This window comes from Pseudarthrobacter sp. NPDC058362 (assembly GCF_042723515.1).
GTDB lineage: Bacteria > Actinomycetota > Actinomycetes > Actinomycetales > Micrococcaceae > Arthrobacter.
In genome coordinates, this window is sequence record NZ_JBHXIW010000003.1 from 201,135 (window position 1) to 215,572 (window position 14,438).

A 14,438-nucleotide genomic window follows, 5' to 3' on the forward strand; every position below is an offset into this window, starting at 1 on the left:
GACCATCATGTCTGTAACCGATGAGCAGAAGCACATTGGGGAAGAGGAAGCCACCGTCCTGCGCCAGCTGTCCAAGCTTCCCAACGGCCCCTCCGAAGGGGCACTGGACCGCCTCCTTGAACTCCTTGACAGGGGCCCTGTGGCGTCCTGGATCGATGGCAAGGAATACTCCTCCAGCGCGTCCTTCGACATCCTTGACCCGTCCACAGGGGCGTATCTGGGCAGCGGCGCTCAAGCCAACGCGGGCGACGTCAACGCCGCAGTGCACGCCGCCGACATGGCTTTTCGCTCCTGGCGCGCCGTTCCGAGGTCCGAGCGTGCCCGGCTGCTGAACAGGATCGCGGACCTCATCGACCGCGATGCCGAGTACCTTGCCGTCACCGAAGCGCTCGATACCGGTCGCCCGTTGTGGGAGACCCGGGCCGTTGACGTGCCTTTGATGGCCGCCCACTTCCGTTACTTCGCCGGCTGGGCGATGCATGCGGAAGGAACAACCATCCCCCTGGATGACCCCAACATGTTCACCTACACCATCCGGGAACCCATCGGAGTGGTCGCCGGAATCATCCCATGGAACTTCCCCATGGTTTTTGCTGCATACCGGATCGCGGCGCCCTTGGCCTTCGGCAACACTGTCGTGGTCAAGCCAGCAGAACAGGCCTCGCTCTCCGTTGTCCACCTGGCCCGCATCGCCGCCGAGGCGGGTGTACCCGCCGGGGTCGTCAACGTCGTTCTGGGCAAGGGCGAAACCGGCGCGGCTCTCGTTGCCCACCCCCAAGTGGGCAAGGTCGCCTTCACAGGGTCAGTCGAAACCGGGCGCCGAGTTGCCCGAAGCGCCGCCGACACCATCAAGAACGTCTCGCTCGAACTCGGCGGAAAATCCGCCAACATCGTTTTCGCAGACGCCCCCCTTGACGCCGCAGTCGGTGGAGTTGCCGGTGGCATCTTCTTCAGCCAGGGCCAGGTCTGCACGGCGGGGTCGCGCCTTTTCGTCGCAGAGGAAATACGTGACGACCTCCTCTCACGCGTCGGCGATCACATGCGCGGTTTCCACATCGGACACTCCCTGGACCCAGCGACCACCATGGGCCCCCTGGTCTCGCTCGAGCAAAAACGCCGCGTGGACAACTTCGTGCGCATTGGCCGCGAAGGCGGCGACACCATCATTGACGCCCAGGAAGGTGACCTTCCGGACGAGCTCGCCGCCGGGTATTTCGTGACTCCAACCCTTCTGTCAGTGAAGAACCGCCAAAGCGTCCTGGCCACAGAGGAAGTCTTTGGACCCGTCCTGGCCGTAGACACTTTCACGACCGACGACGAAGTCATCGACAGGGCCAACGCAACCACCTTCGGCCTGGCCAACGGAATTTGGACCAAGGACCTCTCCCGGGCCCACCGCGCCGCCGCCCGCCTCGAGTCCGGCACGGTATGGATCAACACCTACAACATGTTTGACGCCGCCGCCCCGATCAGCGGCTACAAGCTCAGCGGCACAGGCCGGGAGCTTGGCAGCGCCTCGATCGACCTCTACACCCACTCCAAGACCGTGTGGGTCAACACGGCAGTATGAACGCCCGAAAGGAGACGAAACAGCAGTGAAGAGTACCCAGGAAAATGTTGCCCAGACCGATGTTCTGGTCATCGGAGCCGGACCTGCCGGAGCAGCACTGGCGCTGAAGACAGCTCTGTCCGGCTTGCGCGTACGGATCCTCGAACAGGGCGGAAGCATTGACGCAACTCTCCGGGAAAGGAGCCAGCAGAGCCATGAATTGCTCGCCGCAGCTGACTTCGCCCCCACCGAGAAGCTGCGCCAGGCAGCCGCTGATTATCCCGTTGACGACACGGACTCTGACATGCGCCCGCTGATGTGGAATGGCCTTGGAGGCAGTGCCGCGCTCTACGCCGGCGCGTACCCGCGACTGAAACCATCAGATTTCCGGGTCCGAAGCCTGGACGGCGTCGCGGACGACTGGCCACTTGATTATGAGGAGCTTGCCCCCCATTACACAGAATCGGAACGACTCTTCGGGGTAGCTGGCCTTAGCGGAAACCCCGCTTACCCTCCCCGTGAGGAGTTCCCGCGCAATCCCCTGCCTATCCGCAAAATTGGCGAGCGGATCTCTGAAGCTCATGACCGCTTGGGTTGGCATTGGTGGCCCAGCACGAGTGCAACCCTGGGCAGGGCCTTCGACGGGATCGCCAACTGCACGGTCCACGCCGAATGCCCCAACAGCTGCCCGGAACGCACGGACAAACAGTCATGTCATGGCATACTTCAGCGGGCGCGCGCGGCCGGCGCCGAGGTCACCGACAACGCTCGCGTATGCCGCATCCTGACCGAGTCGGGGAAAGCGGTGGGAGCAGAATACCTGGACGCCTTTGGAAACCTGCACACGGCCTACGCCAAAACTGTGGTGATCGCGGCGAACGGCCTCGGCACGGCAAGGCTTTTGCTGCTGTCAGGCGGCTCTGCGCAACCGGAAGGATTGGCGAACTCAAGCGGGCTTGTCGGTAAGAACCTCATGTTCCACCCCTTTGCGGTCGTTTCCGGCACGTTCCCTGAGCGGGTCGACGGTATTGAGACCAACTACGAAAACGCCATCAACTCGCACGAGTTTTACGAGACGGACATCAGCCGGGGCTTCGTGCGTGGCTCGAATTGGGCATTGTGTTCCGCCGGAGGGCCTCTCCGCACTGCACTGGCCCTAAACACGTGGGGCCCAGAGCACAGTCCGACATTCTCAAACACCTTCGGGCATGGAGCTTTCTGGGCCATTTTCGGCGAAGATCTTCCCGAGGAATCCAACCACGTCACCCTTGACCCCACAGCACGGGACTCAAGCGGAATACCCGGGGTGAAGGTGACTTATAAGTTCTCCGAGAACTCCCGCCGCCTCATCGAGTACTCCGCCGAAAAGGCCGCCCAGTCTCTGGCAGAGGCCGGGGCCTCGGACGTTCAACAGTTCCTGTTTGTCCGGGACGCGGGATGGCATCTACTGGGCACCGCCCGCATGGGAACCGACCCCGACCGGTCCGTGGTGAACCCCTGGGGGGAGACCCACGACGTCGAAAACCTCTTCATCGCGGACGGCAGCGTTTTCGTTACCGCCGGGGCGGTCAACCCCACAAACACCATCGTCGCACTCGCCCTTCGCACGGCCGACCACATCGTCGAACGACTGCATGCACAGAAGGAGGAACATCATGAAGCTGTCGCCATCTGAACAAGACGTGGTCCTCGCCCTGAGGGACGCACTCATCCCTGCCGGCCCAGGCAGGCCTTCGGCCGACGACTTCCTGACTGATATCGAGCGCGTACTCCAAGTCCGCCCCGACATCCAGACTCCCTTCCAGGAAGCCCTCGCCCTCCTTCCCACGCAACCATCGGTGGAGGACGTCAAGACCTCCCCAAAGGAAGCGACGCTGGTCTTTGTCGTCGCTGGTGCCCACTACACCAATCCAGGAGTCGCTAACGCAATCGGTTATCCGACCGGGCAAGTCAGAACCAAACCCCTGGAAGGCGAACAACTGGAAAGTGTCCGCACCCGGCTCACCCAGGTCATCTCCCGCGGCGCCTGCTACACGCCCGCATAGCGAACTGCCTCTGACACCCTCCACCGCTGCACCATTACTGGCTCGCAGCGACACAAATGCTCAAAAGGAGCCCGCCTTGAAAAAACTACGGACAAAGGCGTCCACACTAATCACCACCCTTGTCACCGCGGCCGTAATTGGACTCACCGGTTGCGCTGCTTCCCCCCAGGCGAACCAAGCCACCGGCGATAACAGTTACCTTCCGACAGCGGAAGCCAACACCGAAAAGTACCTCGCGGGAACGGACCGCGAACTCCCAGCTTCGGCCCCGAAACCGGAACCGGGCAAAAAAATCTGGGTCATCGCCTGCAGCATGGCCGCCGAAGGATGTGCAACCCCGGCCAACGCTGCCGCCGAAGCCGGCCGAAAACTCGGATGGAACATGACCGTCCAAGACGGCCGACTCGATCCAAATACTTACAATCAGCTCATTCGCCAAGCCGTCGCAGCTCAGGTCGACGGTCTCATCCTGGCAGTAGTTGACTGCGCACCTGCAGCCGAAGCGATCAAGCAGGCCACCCAGGCGGGGGTTAAGGTCGTCGGCACCGTTGCCCTCGACTGCAGCAACGAATACGTCGGCGGCAAAGCCGAATTCACAGCTCAGGTCAGCTACTGCGCCAATCCGACCTCGGACCCCGCCGAATTGAACAGCTGCTATGAGAAGTTCCTCAAGGACGAGTATGCAGGCAGCATGGCGGATTACACCATCTCAACGCGCGACGGCAAAGCCGACGTTATCGTCATGCAGGAAGACGACACGTTGGAACCGCGGATCGTAGGAAACGCATACCAGGAGCACATGAAACGCTGTGGCGGCTGCACCGTCCGGGTCGTTCCGTTCACAGGCCAGGACCTGATTAGCGGTTCCCTTCAGACCAAGGTCTCTGCAGCACTGGCACAGTACCCAACGGCAAACGCTGTCATGATCCCCTATGACGCTGCAGGTTTTCTTGGCGTCAGCGCGGCAGTCAAGACTGCCCAGGCGCAGGGGAGGGATCTGATCATGATCGGAGCAGAAGGCCTGTCCGGCGCCATCGACCAGATCAAGTCGGGCCAGGGTCAGAGTTTTGCCGCCGGCGCTCCGACCGCGTGGTGGGGCTGGGCGGCTGTGGACACAATGGTCCGTGTTTTCGCCGGTGAGCCACAGGTTGATCAGGGCATTGGAGTCCAGTCCATCGACAAGAACCACAACCTGCCCACCAGCACCTCCTACTATGACGGCAACCAGCGCAGCCAGTGGCGCGAAAGCTACCTGAAGATCTGGGGGGTCTCATGACCCCCTCGCCCGCCATTGCAGCACCGGCTGGTACAACCCTTTCCTTCAGCGGTGTCAGCAAGATTTACGGCAGCACCCAAGCACTGGACAGTGTCGGGTTCGACGTCCGCCCAGGTCAAATCCATGCGCTGCTGGGCGGCAACGGTTCGGGCAAATCAACGCTGATTAAGATCCTCGCCGGAGTCGAAGCGGGCGAGGGTCACGGACAGATCAGCGTCGGTGAGAGCACCGTCAGCGACGCCAAAACGAGCCCGGAATGGGCCCGCGATAACCACATCAGATTCGTACACCAGGACCTCGGCCTATTCGAGAACCTCACCGTGGCCGAAAACCTTCTCGTCGGTGCGGCATTTCCTCACCAGAACGGAGTGGTTAACTGGCGGGACATCGCACGCGTCGCTCAAGAACTCATCGACGAGTTCGGCATCAAGGCCACTCCCCAAGACACGGTCGCGGATCTCAGGCCCGCCCAAAAGACCCTGGTGGCCGTCGCCCGTGCACTGCGCGGACGACGGAACACTCACTCGGGGTTCCTTGTATTGGACGAGCCAACGGCCAGCCTCCCTGCGGCCGAGGCTGACAGCCTCCTGCAGTCTCTCCGGCAGCTGAGGGACCAAGGCCAAGCAATCATTTACGTGAGCCATCGGCTCGACGAAATCCTGGATATCTCCGACACACTCACAGTTCTTAGGGACGGCCGGGTCATGGCCGACCGGCCCACGGAAGGCCTCACAAAGGCCGACCTGATCCAGCTAATCGCCGGCAGGAAGATCAGCTCTGTCTTCCCTGACCATCCACCACGGAAATCGGGAGAGCTCCTGACCGTCGACGGCCTTACTGGCGGGCCCCTGGTGGACGTATCCATCAAAGTTGCCCCTGGTGAAGTTCTCGGCATCGCAGGCCTGGTCGGTTCTGGCCGCACAAGCCTGCTGCAGATGCTCTTTGGCCTGCACCCCGGCACCAGCGGGTCAATCAAACTCAGCGGGAAGATTATCCAACCAGCCATCTCCTCTTCCATAAAACAAGGCCTGGCCTATGTCCCCGAAGACAGGTCACTTGATGGCGCCTTCGGCAATCTTTCCGTTTCAGTGAACGCGGCGGCAGGACACGACAGCGAATATTTCACCGGATCCTACCGACACAGGAGCGAGCGATCCTTCGCTTCCGCGATCATCCAGAGACTTGCCGTCAGGACGGCCGGGCCGGAGGCACCGGTAGGGAGCCTTTCCGGGGGAAATCAACAAAAGGTCATGATCGGACGCTGGCTACGCCCCTCAACACGGGTCCTGCTTCTCGACGAACCGACCCAGGGAGTGGATGTGGGCGCCCGGTCAGACATCTACCAGGAAATTGGCCGTCTCCGCGAGGAAGGCCTGGGCATAATCCTGGTCAGCTCTGACGAGGAAGAGTTGCTCGGTCTATCAGACACCATCGTCGTCCTACGACGTGGGCGAGTGGCAGCGGTCCGTAACTGGCAGGAAGCCAACGCCACCTGGCTCTCCCACGAAGTACATGGCATAACCGTAAATCAAACCGGAGACTCAGATGTCCAATCAGAACATTGAGCAGCGCGCTGAATCAGTAGGGTCACGTGCAGCAACGACCAATCACAGCACCGACACCGTCCCGAAAGGCAGCGAGGAAATACAACCTGACCGTACAGGCGACCGGAACCGGAAACCCTCCCTGAGCATCGGGACCTATGCGGAAAGATTTGCCCTGCCGGCCCTCATCCTGGCGATGGTGATAGCCTTCTCGGTTTCGCCGGTCACCCAACTTGCATTCACCAGCCAGCCCAACCTGCAGAGCCTTGCCTTGACACAATCGGTCATCGCGATTGCAGCCATCGCCGTGACGATCCCACTTGTCGCCGGACAATTCGATGTCTCAGTCGGACCCATCCTGGGCATGAGCTCAATCCTGACTGGCCTCGTCACTGTTAAGTTCGGCATGCCCCTGTGGTTAGGCATCCTGGCAGGACCCATAGCAGGTGCCCTGGTCGGACTCGTTTCCGGCTACGTGGTGGCCTATCTGAAGACCAATTCCTTCATCATCACCCTGGGTGTCGGCACACTTCTCGGCGGAGGCGTCTCGCTGATCACCGACAACCGCATCATTACCGGGGCACCGGAAGCACTGGTGAAAGTTGGGACACAGTCCTGGCTGGGAATCCCATACCTGGGCTGGATCCTCGTCGCCGTCGCAGTCATCGTCGCATGGTGCCTCCGAAACACACTCTTTGGACGACACCTTACCCAGGTCGGGTCAAACCCCCGGGCCGCACGGATCGTCGGCGTGCACGTTCCACGGACGACGCTGCTGGCCTTCGTCGCCTCCGGAGGCCTCGCAGGACTTGCCGGCGTGCTCCTCTTCGCCCAAACAGGAGCAGCCAACCCTCAGGTTGGCTCCGGCTACACCCTTCCGGCCTTAGCGGCAGCATTCCTGGGGTCAACGACCATCCGTCCCGGCACGTTCAACATCCTTGGCACCCTTGTCGGCGTCTTCTTTGTCGGAATCGCAGTCAACGGGCTCACCCTGGCCGGAGCTGCTGACTGGGTACAGCCCGTCTTCAACGGCGGTGCCCTGGTCCTGGCTGTCGCCCTTTCCAGCGTCCTATCCCGCCGAGCAAAGGCAGCCGCCAATAGAAAATAACGCAGCCATCGAATAGGTCGCGTACTGGCAAAACCGAAGCAGCAATGGCCATCCCTTTGCCCGCCCCCAGCTCCGGCGCCGGCGGCACTTAACTCGCAACAATGCACCCCGATGGACGGGGGCCGGCGCCGGAACCAACCATGCCTTCCATCTCAAGAACAAGAAACATGCAAGATGTCAGGAGATCGACAGCCGAGGACGCTGCGAGCAGCGCTGCCAGGCCCGCCCGAGAGGCGGAAGCTGGGCAAAATCCTCCCTCACCGGAACAACCAACATCGTGGCCTGACTCAAACCCTGGCACGCAATCAGACAGATCAGAATCTGTCCTTTGCACTCATTTCCTCTCTTAAAGAAAGCGATACCCTTGTGACTTCTTCACCAACGTCGTGGAACGAAGCAAAACGTCGTCTGATACCAGCTATGGTGCTGGGAACCACCCTGGAGTGGTACGACATGTTCCTATACGGCTCTGCATCGGCCCTACTGTTTGGCAAACTATTCTTCCCCGCAGGGGACCCTGTCACAGGTGTTGCCCTGGCCTTCGCAGTTTTCGGTGTGGGCTATGCCGCCCGTCCACTCGGCGCTGTTGTCTTCGGGCACATCGGCGACCGCCTCGGCCGAAAGGCTACGCTGGTGGCCACGCTGATTCTGATGGGCGGTGCCACGACACTGATGGGCCTTCTGCCCACCTACGCGGCCATCGGCTTTGTCGCTCCTCTACTGCTCGTCATCCTGCGCCTGCTGCAAGGAATGGCGGCCGGCGCTGAGTACGCCGGGGCTTTGGTTATGCTGTCGGAAGCTGCGCCACGGGAGCGCCGCGGGTTCTTTTCTTCCATCCCGGGCATCGGAATCTACCTGGGAATCATCCTTTCTTCCGCAGCCGTTAGTGCCATCTTCCTGCTTCCGGAAGAGGATCTCTACTCCTGGGGCTGGCGCGTACCCTTCCTTATCAGTGCCGTGCTCGTCGTAATCGGCATCTACGTCCGCCGCGGCATCTCTGAATCCCCGGTTTTTGCTGCTGTGGAAGAGGAGAAAGCAGCCCGCAAAACCCCGATTGTTCAGGTGCTGCGGACATCCAAGCTACGGCTAATCCAAGCCATCCTGCTCAGCAGCGGCGTCGTCTTGACCGCGCCCATCGTGCTGACATACTCCCTTGTCTACAGTGAACAACAGGGCACAGACAGGGCAATCCCACTCGTCGGCACCCTTATCGGAGCCCTCCTGGCCGTCCTCGTGGTGCCATCCGCCGGTCAACTGACAGATAAGTACGGCCGCAAACCCGTGTATTACGTCCTGGCAATCATGCTCGCCGTCTTCCCGTTCCTCTTCTTTGGGCTGCTCAGCACGAACATTGCCGGGCTGGTTCTTCTGGCCCATGCCCTTGCCGCCCCCATGGCATGGGCCATGACTGGGGCCCAAGCGTCATATCTCAGCGAGCTTTTCCCCTCGGACATCCGACTTTCGGGCGTCGCCTTGGCCCGAGAGCTAAGCGGTTCTCTGCTTGCCGCCCCTGGACCCCTCATCGCCCTCGGCCTGGCGGGCATGCTCGGCGGTGCGCCATGGCTGGTCGCAGGAATGGTGGCTCTTCTGGCCGTGGCCACGATCATCACACTTAAAACTTTGCCCGAAACCCGTGGCCTGGACCTTACCAAAACCTCTGAGGAGCGTAAGAACGGCGGCGAGGCAGCAACGTACCGGGACCATGTTGTAAGTAAAGAAGGATAAAAAGCGCGCCGGATGCCGGAAATAGAGGACCTGAATCATCACCGGGAACGATTGAACCACAGGTACGAGAACCGGCCCAACGACTGAAACAGTTAGGAAGCCTGCCAGCATTTGCTGACAGGCTTCCTGATTGTCCGTTCTCAATGAAGTAGTCAGTGGCGACGTGGGAACTGACAGGTTGGATGCGACAAATCTCGCGAATTGTTTCGCAGTCATCTTGTCAGTTCCGTAACTCAGCGAAGGTGCCGCAACACGCCTAGCGAGGCCATGTGGCCTGTAACGGCGGGCAAATGCCAGCTGACAACTTGACTGCGAAAACGTTCAGAATCCGTCGACTGACACGTTGAATGCGAAAACTGACACCTGCAATGAGAACGGACACTGTTTTTAGAGAATATCGGGCACGGCCCGGCGCCCGACGAAAAGTCCTTTTACGGGCCTCTCCCCCGGCCATTTCAACTGGCCGATAACCGGCGTTCCGTAAAGCTGTGCTCAGCCGGTGGAGTTGCCGGCCGCACCTTGAGTCGGAAGTAGCGTGGCCGAGGGGCGCCAGGAAGGGCGTATGGTCATGCAGTCCAACCGCGCGAAGCCGATGCTTTTCAACCGCAATTGTCCAACAGCCTGTTGGACTACTGGGGTGCCTTTCAGGACGCGTTGCGGCGAGCCTCTCGCACGCGCATAATGCAGGGCACGCTGCCGGAGCTAATGGGTTTCTAAGGTTCCGAGACGGCTAGTCGAAGGGCAGGGCCTTGTAAGCGGTGTTCTTGTTCATGTTCCAGCCGGCGACGAGGCCTGCGCCGATCATTTGGTCGCTGAGGCGTGCGAGGCGGTAGGCGGGGTCGGTGTCGAGGGCGAGTTGGAGGAATTGGTGTGCTTTGCTGCCTCGTCCTTCCCACCAGTTGATGTAGCCGATGGTGGTGAGGACTGGTGCTGCGTGTTGGGGGCTGGTGCGGGTGTAGGCATGGAGGAGGAGCTGCTGCGCCCATTCGATGCGTGACCATTTAGGGGCGCCGTCGGTCTTGGCGAACAGGATGTGTTGCATGGGTTCGTCCAGTCCGGGGATGTCTGCGATGAGCCGGTCGCGGATGCCTGGAAATTGTAGGTTTGCGACGAGGGCATGACACTCCTCGTCACTCGGAAATGACTTGGAGTCGAGCATGTCTGCCCACAGCTTCCGGCCGTGCCGGACTGCTTCGCCGTCCGCTTTGTTTCGGATCGCGTTCATGTGGTTTTCGACGGCCGTTGCTTTGGTCATGTCATGGCCCGTGGTGGGGAGGGTGATGTGGTTGGTGGGTTGGACGGCGCTGCCGCGGTAGATGAATTCGGCGTTGATGGCGCTGGTCTGGGTCGAGCTGACTGGGAGGGCGAGTTCGTGGCCGGGTTCGCCGTCGTAGGGGGAGAAGGTTTCGTCTCCGACGAGGAGTCCGTCGCGGATGGTGATGCCTTGTTCGGCGAGGACGCCGGTCAGGGCTGCGATGGCGCCGGCGTGCGGTTTGGGCTGTCCGGACCGGGTGGGTTCGCTGGTATAGACGGCGAAAAGAAGTGACGTCGCGCTCGTGTCGGACGCGAGGTAATGGGCGACCGTACGCGCATACGAAAGCTCTTGGCCGGGTTGACGGGGGAGATCGATGCGCAGGGTCGCGCCGACGCTGTTCTCGTTCAGGGTGATGCAGACCAGGCTTTCCTTGGGCCAGAAGCCAAGGGTGTGCCCGATGAAGCTGAGGACATCCGGTGGTGTCTTGATGGTGAGCTTTTCCATGATCCCGTTTCCTTCACCTTGATTTTTCCTGTTGTTTGCTGCGGTTATTGGTTGTGGGCGTCGTTCTGGTAGGGGACCATCCGCTGGGCCGAGGGGTCGGAGTGCAATTTGGGGGACCGGCGTCGGGGCCGAAAACTTCATCCCAAACCAACGCATCAACTGTGGGGCTGGTGAAGTTTTCGGTTTCGGGGCCGGCGCGGTAGCGCCCTGGTTGCGCGGAGGACCCGCCCAGCGATCATGGGACATACCAGAATGACAAGCAGCGATACAGCTTCCATCTGTTCATCGGAGTTCCATCTGTTCATCGGAGCCAGGCGGCCGGGCGGCATGACTTTTCGAATGGCGGCACGACACGCGGTGGATGTTCAGGTTGCTGTGCGTGCCCGGGAGGATCATGAGGGTATGACGGCTCCAACCGTGGAGGCGGCCATCCATGAACTGATGGATCTCGCCTGGAATGTTGTCTATGACCTGCTCGTGGAGCGGGGACTGCTCGGCGACGGGTTGTTCGTCGAGGAGTTCACCGGCATCCACTCTTGGCTCGACGGGCCCAACCGGTACACGGTTGTCCACTCCCGGAAGATCGCGGTCCTGTTCATTGACACGCGGCCGGTGGACGCCATTGTGTTCCACCATGACTTACTGGGAGCCGACGATCCGAAGTGCTTCTTCGCTCTCCCTGGGGTGTAGCCGGAGTGTGGGAGTCGATCACGAGCGGCTCGAGCCGAACTGTGACCTGTTGTCAGCTTTCTGGGCGCATGGCCTCGATGTCGAGTTCGAGGGCGATCTTCTGGTCCGAGGTCAGGTGTCGTACGGCGGTCTCGTAGAGGGCGACGCCGGTTGTCCAGTTGCTCCAGTGTCCATCGCTGCGCAGTGTCCCGGGGTTGTGTATTGCTGCGGCGGTGAGAATCGCTGTGACGACGACGTCATATGGCTTCCGGTCGGTTGTGCAGAACCAGGCACGGTATGGACGGTCGGGACCAGTCGTGCTCGATAGGGAGAAGGTCGCGTAGGCTTCGCCGGCTGCGGCGAAGCCTTTCAACCTGATGCCGTTGGTTTCGCTGATGTCGGGCAGGCCTTCCCCGCGGGGTCCGCAGATTGTCACGCCGGATGCGGCAATGATCTTTCTGGCGTCTGCGACGACTACCGGCGTAGCGGTCAGGCCGCGATAGTAGTGGGTGTAACCCATCCGATCTCCTTCAATCGTCCTCCGCAATTTTGTACTCTTCTTGCGCTGGACTGCCACCCACTGGGAAGTATCGAAGCCGGTGGGCTTCTGCGCCTTCCATGTCCGGAAAGATCGTGTTGGGTGGGTGTGCACTTTGTACACACCTTTTGGTATCGGATTGGGTCGAACTGCCTTCGGACTGCCCCGGATTGCGCATGTTTTCGCGGGTTCCCAGTCTTTTCAAGGCCGGGAATGCGGTTCGAGTCCCACCTCGGGCACAGTGTTTTGGCAGGTCAAGGGCTTTTTGTCCTACTACTGTTGACAAAGCTTGACAATTTCCACATTTGAGTTGCGCTTGGCTTGCTGCTGAATCCGGCGCCTCTAGACAAGCTTTTGCTGGCACAGCCAGCTGCATCCCCAGGCTTCGCCTCAGACTTGCTAGAGTCCGAGGGTGACGACTGAGTGGTGACGACTGAGTTCACCGCCGAAGCGGAAAAGCTGACCGGGGTATGCCGGGGAATCTTCGGTGATGAGATCCAGTGGATCGCAGCCGATGGCTACCCCCACAGCCAGGCGCTCTGCATCATCGACTCGATCTTCTCCACGGGATCTCACTACAACAGCGTCATCAACGTCGTGAACGAGTACCGGGCCTATCGGCGAGCCCGGGGCGGCAACGCGGATTATGACGGGACAGCGGAGCTCCTAGCTACCTTTGCGGACGTCGGAGAGAGTGCGGCTGCCTGGGCAGACAAGGTAGTCAATAACCGCAAGCCCGCACACACTAAAAAGAACGCCCCGCTAAAGGCCGAGGTCATCCGCCAGGCAGCTGAGAAGCTCAAGGAACTGGGCTACACCACGCGGGAGCACTTGCACCGCGCATACGTAGAAGACAAGGAAGTGAAGGCGCTGAAGGACGCTTGGATACACCTGCCCAGTCAGCGCTCCGGAGTGACCTGCAACTACCTGCTCATCCTGGCCGGTTTCCAGTCAGTGAAGCCTGATCGCATGGTGATCAGGTTTATCAAGGAGCACGCGGAACTGGGGGAGCGCGACTTGAGCACTTCTGAGGCTGCCGACCTGATAAGGCAGGTCGCCGAACTGTACCCTACCGAGGCCAGAAGACTGGACCACGTGATCTGGCGGTATGTGTCGGGCCGGGATGTCTTCAAGGAGCAAGACGTGGAGATTTGGACGGGAAGTAGCGAACTTCAGGCAATTACGTTGCCAAACAGGTAACCTTCGTCGTGCTGGCCATGTTCGCGGTTCTAAGCTTTTGTCCTTTACTGTTGACAAAGTTTGGCAACCTCGATTCCTGCGGCTGCTTCCCTCGTTCCGGCGCTCGACGCTGAAGCAATGACGGGGTTCATGTGCCTGCAACGACGGCAAGGGGGCGCAAGCACAGCTCCCGTTGAGCGCCCCGACTAGGCCGCCAACTGGGCGCTCGGCGAAGCAACGATCGCTGATGCGGGAGTTGGCGCTGGCGAACGAATACTTGGTGGGTCAATGCGTGTTGTTGAACGTTTCTCGGGATGCTAGCGGTCATTGTTGACCTGTGACGACAGAACAAGACTTCCCGGACGAGGCGGGCGCTGGGTTAGCGTCGCTGGCGAGTGCGGAACGGGACTCATCTGACGACTACACCGAAGAGCTGGCACAGTTGCTGAAGCCATCACGCCTCTTCACTAGGGAAGAAGTGCTCCAGCGGCCCTCACCTGTGCCTAGGGCGTCCGGCATGTACGCGTGGTATTTCGACGAAGTTCCGCCTGGTGTAGACGTCCACGACTGCCACGTCATCCCTGAAGGAGTGATGCTCTACGTCGGCATCGCGCCGAAGGAGCCGCCCCGAAATGGAGCGCCGCCGAGCCCCCAAACGCTTTGGAACCGGATCCGATACCACTACCGCGGCAACGCCTACGGTTCCACACTAAGGCTAACCCTGGGCTGCCATCTTGCAGACGGGCTAGGCATCACGCTCCGCAGAGTCGGCAGCGGAAATCGGCTGACCTTCACGCCCTATGGGGAACAACGGATTAGCGAATGGATGAGCCAGCACGCCCGCGTGACGTGGGTCCAGGCGGATGCGCCCTGGCTGCTCGAAACAAGGGCGATTGAGCAGCTGAATGTGCCGCTCAACCTACAGGGCAACAGCCAGCATCCCTACTACCTGACACTTAAAGCCCTCCGTGCAAAACACAAGGCAACAGCGCGTGCGCTTCCTATCGCATGAATTAGGGCGGCTAATCCTCAGTAAGACAGGAAAC

Annotated in this window: 12 protein-coding genes; 10 read left to right on the plus strand and 2 right to left on the minus strand. The window is 60.7% G+C overall.

Translation table 11 applies throughout. From position 1 onward, the window contains the following. Positions 1 to 7 precede the first annotated feature (7 nt). The 7 genes from ACFWIX_RS08520 to ACFWIX_RS08550 all read left to right on the plus strand — a co-directional run bounded on the left by ACFWIX_RS08520 (position 8) and on the right by ACFWIX_RS08550 (position 9,247). Positions 8 to 1,570 carry an aldehyde dehydrogenase family protein gene (locus ACFWIX_RS08520; RefSeq protein WP_377215690.1) on the plus strand — a complete coding sequence of 521 codons (1,563 nt, stop codon included), beginning with the start codon at positions 8 to 10 and terminating at the stop codon, positions 1,568 to 1,570. Positions 1,571 to 1,595: 25 nt separating this feature from the next. Next, a complete protein-coding gene (locus ACFWIX_RS08525; RefSeq protein ID WP_377215691.1) occupies positions 1,596 to 3,224 on the plus strand; it encodes a GMC family oxidoreductase in 1,629 nt (542 codons plus the stop codon). Next, a complete protein-coding gene (locus tag ACFWIX_RS08530; protein WP_377215692.1) occupies positions 3,205 to 3,594 on the plus strand; it encodes a hypothetical protein in 390 nt (129 codons plus the stop codon). The genes ACFWIX_RS08525 and ACFWIX_RS08530 overlap by 20 nt, the downstream gene beginning before the upstream one ends. Positions 3,595 to 3,670: 76 nt before the next feature. Beyond that, positions 3,671 to 4,870, plus strand: coding sequence for a sugar ABC transporter substrate-binding protein (locus ACFWIX_RS08535; protein WP_377215693.1), 1,200 nt, complete (start codon positions 3,671 to 3,673; stop codon positions 4,868 to 4,870). Further along, the gene (locus ACFWIX_RS08540; protein ID WP_377215694.1) at positions 4,867 to 6,435 is read left to right on the plus strand and encodes a sugar ABC transporter ATP-binding protein; all 1,569 of its coding nucleotides are present in this window, start codon (positions 4,867 to 4,869) and stop codon (positions 6,433 to 6,435) included. Before ACFWIX_RS08535 ends, ACFWIX_RS08540 begins: the two co-directional genes overlap by 4 nt. After that, positions 6,416 to 7,522 carry an ABC transporter permease gene (locus ACFWIX_RS08545; RefSeq protein ID WP_377215695.1) on the plus strand — a complete coding sequence of 369 codons (1,107 nt, stop codon included), beginning with the start codon at positions 6,416 to 6,418 and terminating at the stop codon, positions 7,520 to 7,522. The genes ACFWIX_RS08540 and ACFWIX_RS08545 overlap by 20 nt, the downstream gene beginning before the upstream one ends. Positions 7,523 to 7,696: 174 nt before the next feature. Further along, positions 7,697 to 9,247, plus strand: a complete 1,551-nt coding sequence (locus ACFWIX_RS08550; protein ID WP_377215696.1) for an MFS transporter — start codon at positions 7,697 to 7,699, stop codon at positions 9,245 to 9,247. 730 nt (positions 9,248 to 9,977) lie between these two features. Here the strand turns inward: ACFWIX_RS08550 and ACFWIX_RS08555 are convergent. Then, positions 9,978 to 11,006 carry a DUF4192 domain-containing protein gene (locus ACFWIX_RS08555; RefSeq protein ID WP_377215697.1) on the minus strand — a complete coding sequence of 343 codons (1,029 nt, stop codon included), beginning with the start codon at positions 11,004 to 11,006 and terminating at the stop codon, positions 9,978 to 9,980. 402 nt (positions 11,007 to 11,408) lie between these two features. On the opposite strand from ACFWIX_RS08555, the gene ACFWIX_RS08560 reads away from it, so the two are divergent. Then, positions 11,409 to 11,696 carry a hypothetical protein gene (locus ACFWIX_RS08560; protein ID WP_377215698.1) on the plus strand — a complete coding sequence of 96 codons (288 nt, stop codon included), beginning with the start codon at positions 11,409 to 11,411 and terminating at the stop codon, positions 11,694 to 11,696. A gap of 52 nt (positions 11,697 to 11,748) precedes the next feature. Here the strand turns inward: ACFWIX_RS08560 and ACFWIX_RS08565 are convergent, their stop codons facing one another. Continuing rightward, positions 11,749 to 12,195 carry a hypothetical protein gene (locus tag ACFWIX_RS08565; protein WP_377215699.1) on the minus strand — a complete coding sequence of 149 codons (447 nt, stop codon included), beginning with the start codon at positions 12,193 to 12,195 and terminating at the stop codon, positions 11,749 to 11,751. A gap of 441 nt (positions 12,196 to 12,636) precedes the next feature. On the opposite strand from ACFWIX_RS08565, the gene ACFWIX_RS08570 reads away from it, so the two are divergent. Further along, positions 12,637 to 13,413 carry a hypothetical protein gene (locus tag ACFWIX_RS08570; protein ID WP_377215700.1) on the plus strand — a complete coding sequence of 259 codons (777 nt, stop codon included), beginning with the start codon at positions 12,637 to 12,639 and terminating at the stop codon, positions 13,411 to 13,413. A 316-nt stretch (positions 13,414 to 13,729) separates the two neighbouring features. Then, entirely contained in the window at positions 13,730 to 14,404 is a 675-nt protein-coding gene (locus ACFWIX_RS08575; protein ID WP_377215701.1) for a GIY-YIG nuclease family protein, read from the plus strand. Positions 14,405 to 14,438 lie beyond the last annotated feature (34 nt).

What these genes read in the sequence shown, in the direction of transcription:
- ACFWIX_RS08520 (WP_377215690.1), top strand. Translation starts at nt 8, where the DNA reads ATGTCTGTAACCGATGAGCAGAAGCACATTGGGGAAGAGGAAGCCACC.
- ACFWIX_RS08530 (WP_377215692.1), top strand. Translation starts at nt 3,205, where the DNA reads ATGAAGCTGTCGCCATCTGAACAAGACGTGGTCCTCGCCCTGAGGGAC.
- ACFWIX_RS08540 (WP_377215694.1), top strand. Translation starts at nt 4,867, where the DNA reads ATGACCCCCTCGCCCGCCATTGCAGCACCGGCTGGTACAACCCTTTCC.
- ACFWIX_RS08545 (WP_377215695.1), top strand. Translation starts at nt 6,416, where the DNA reads ATGTCCAATCAGAACATTGAGCAGCGCGCTGAATCAGTAGGGTCACGT.
- ACFWIX_RS08550 (WP_377215696.1), top strand. Translation starts at nt 7,697, where the DNA reads ATGTCAGGAGATCGACAGCCGAGGACGCTGCGAGCAGCGCTGCCAGGC.
- ACFWIX_RS08555 (WP_377215697.1), bottom strand. Translation starts at nt 11,006, where the DNA reads ATGGAAAAGCTCACCATCAAGACACCACCGGATGTCCTCAGCTTCATC.
- ACFWIX_RS08560 (WP_377215698.1), top strand. Translation starts at nt 11,409, where the DNA reads ATGACGGCTCCAACCGTGGAGGCGGCCATCCATGAACTGATGGATCTC.
- ACFWIX_RS08565 (WP_377215699.1), bottom strand. Translation starts at nt 12,195, where the DNA reads ATGGGTTACACCCACTACTATCGCGGCCTGACCGCTACGCCGGTAGTC.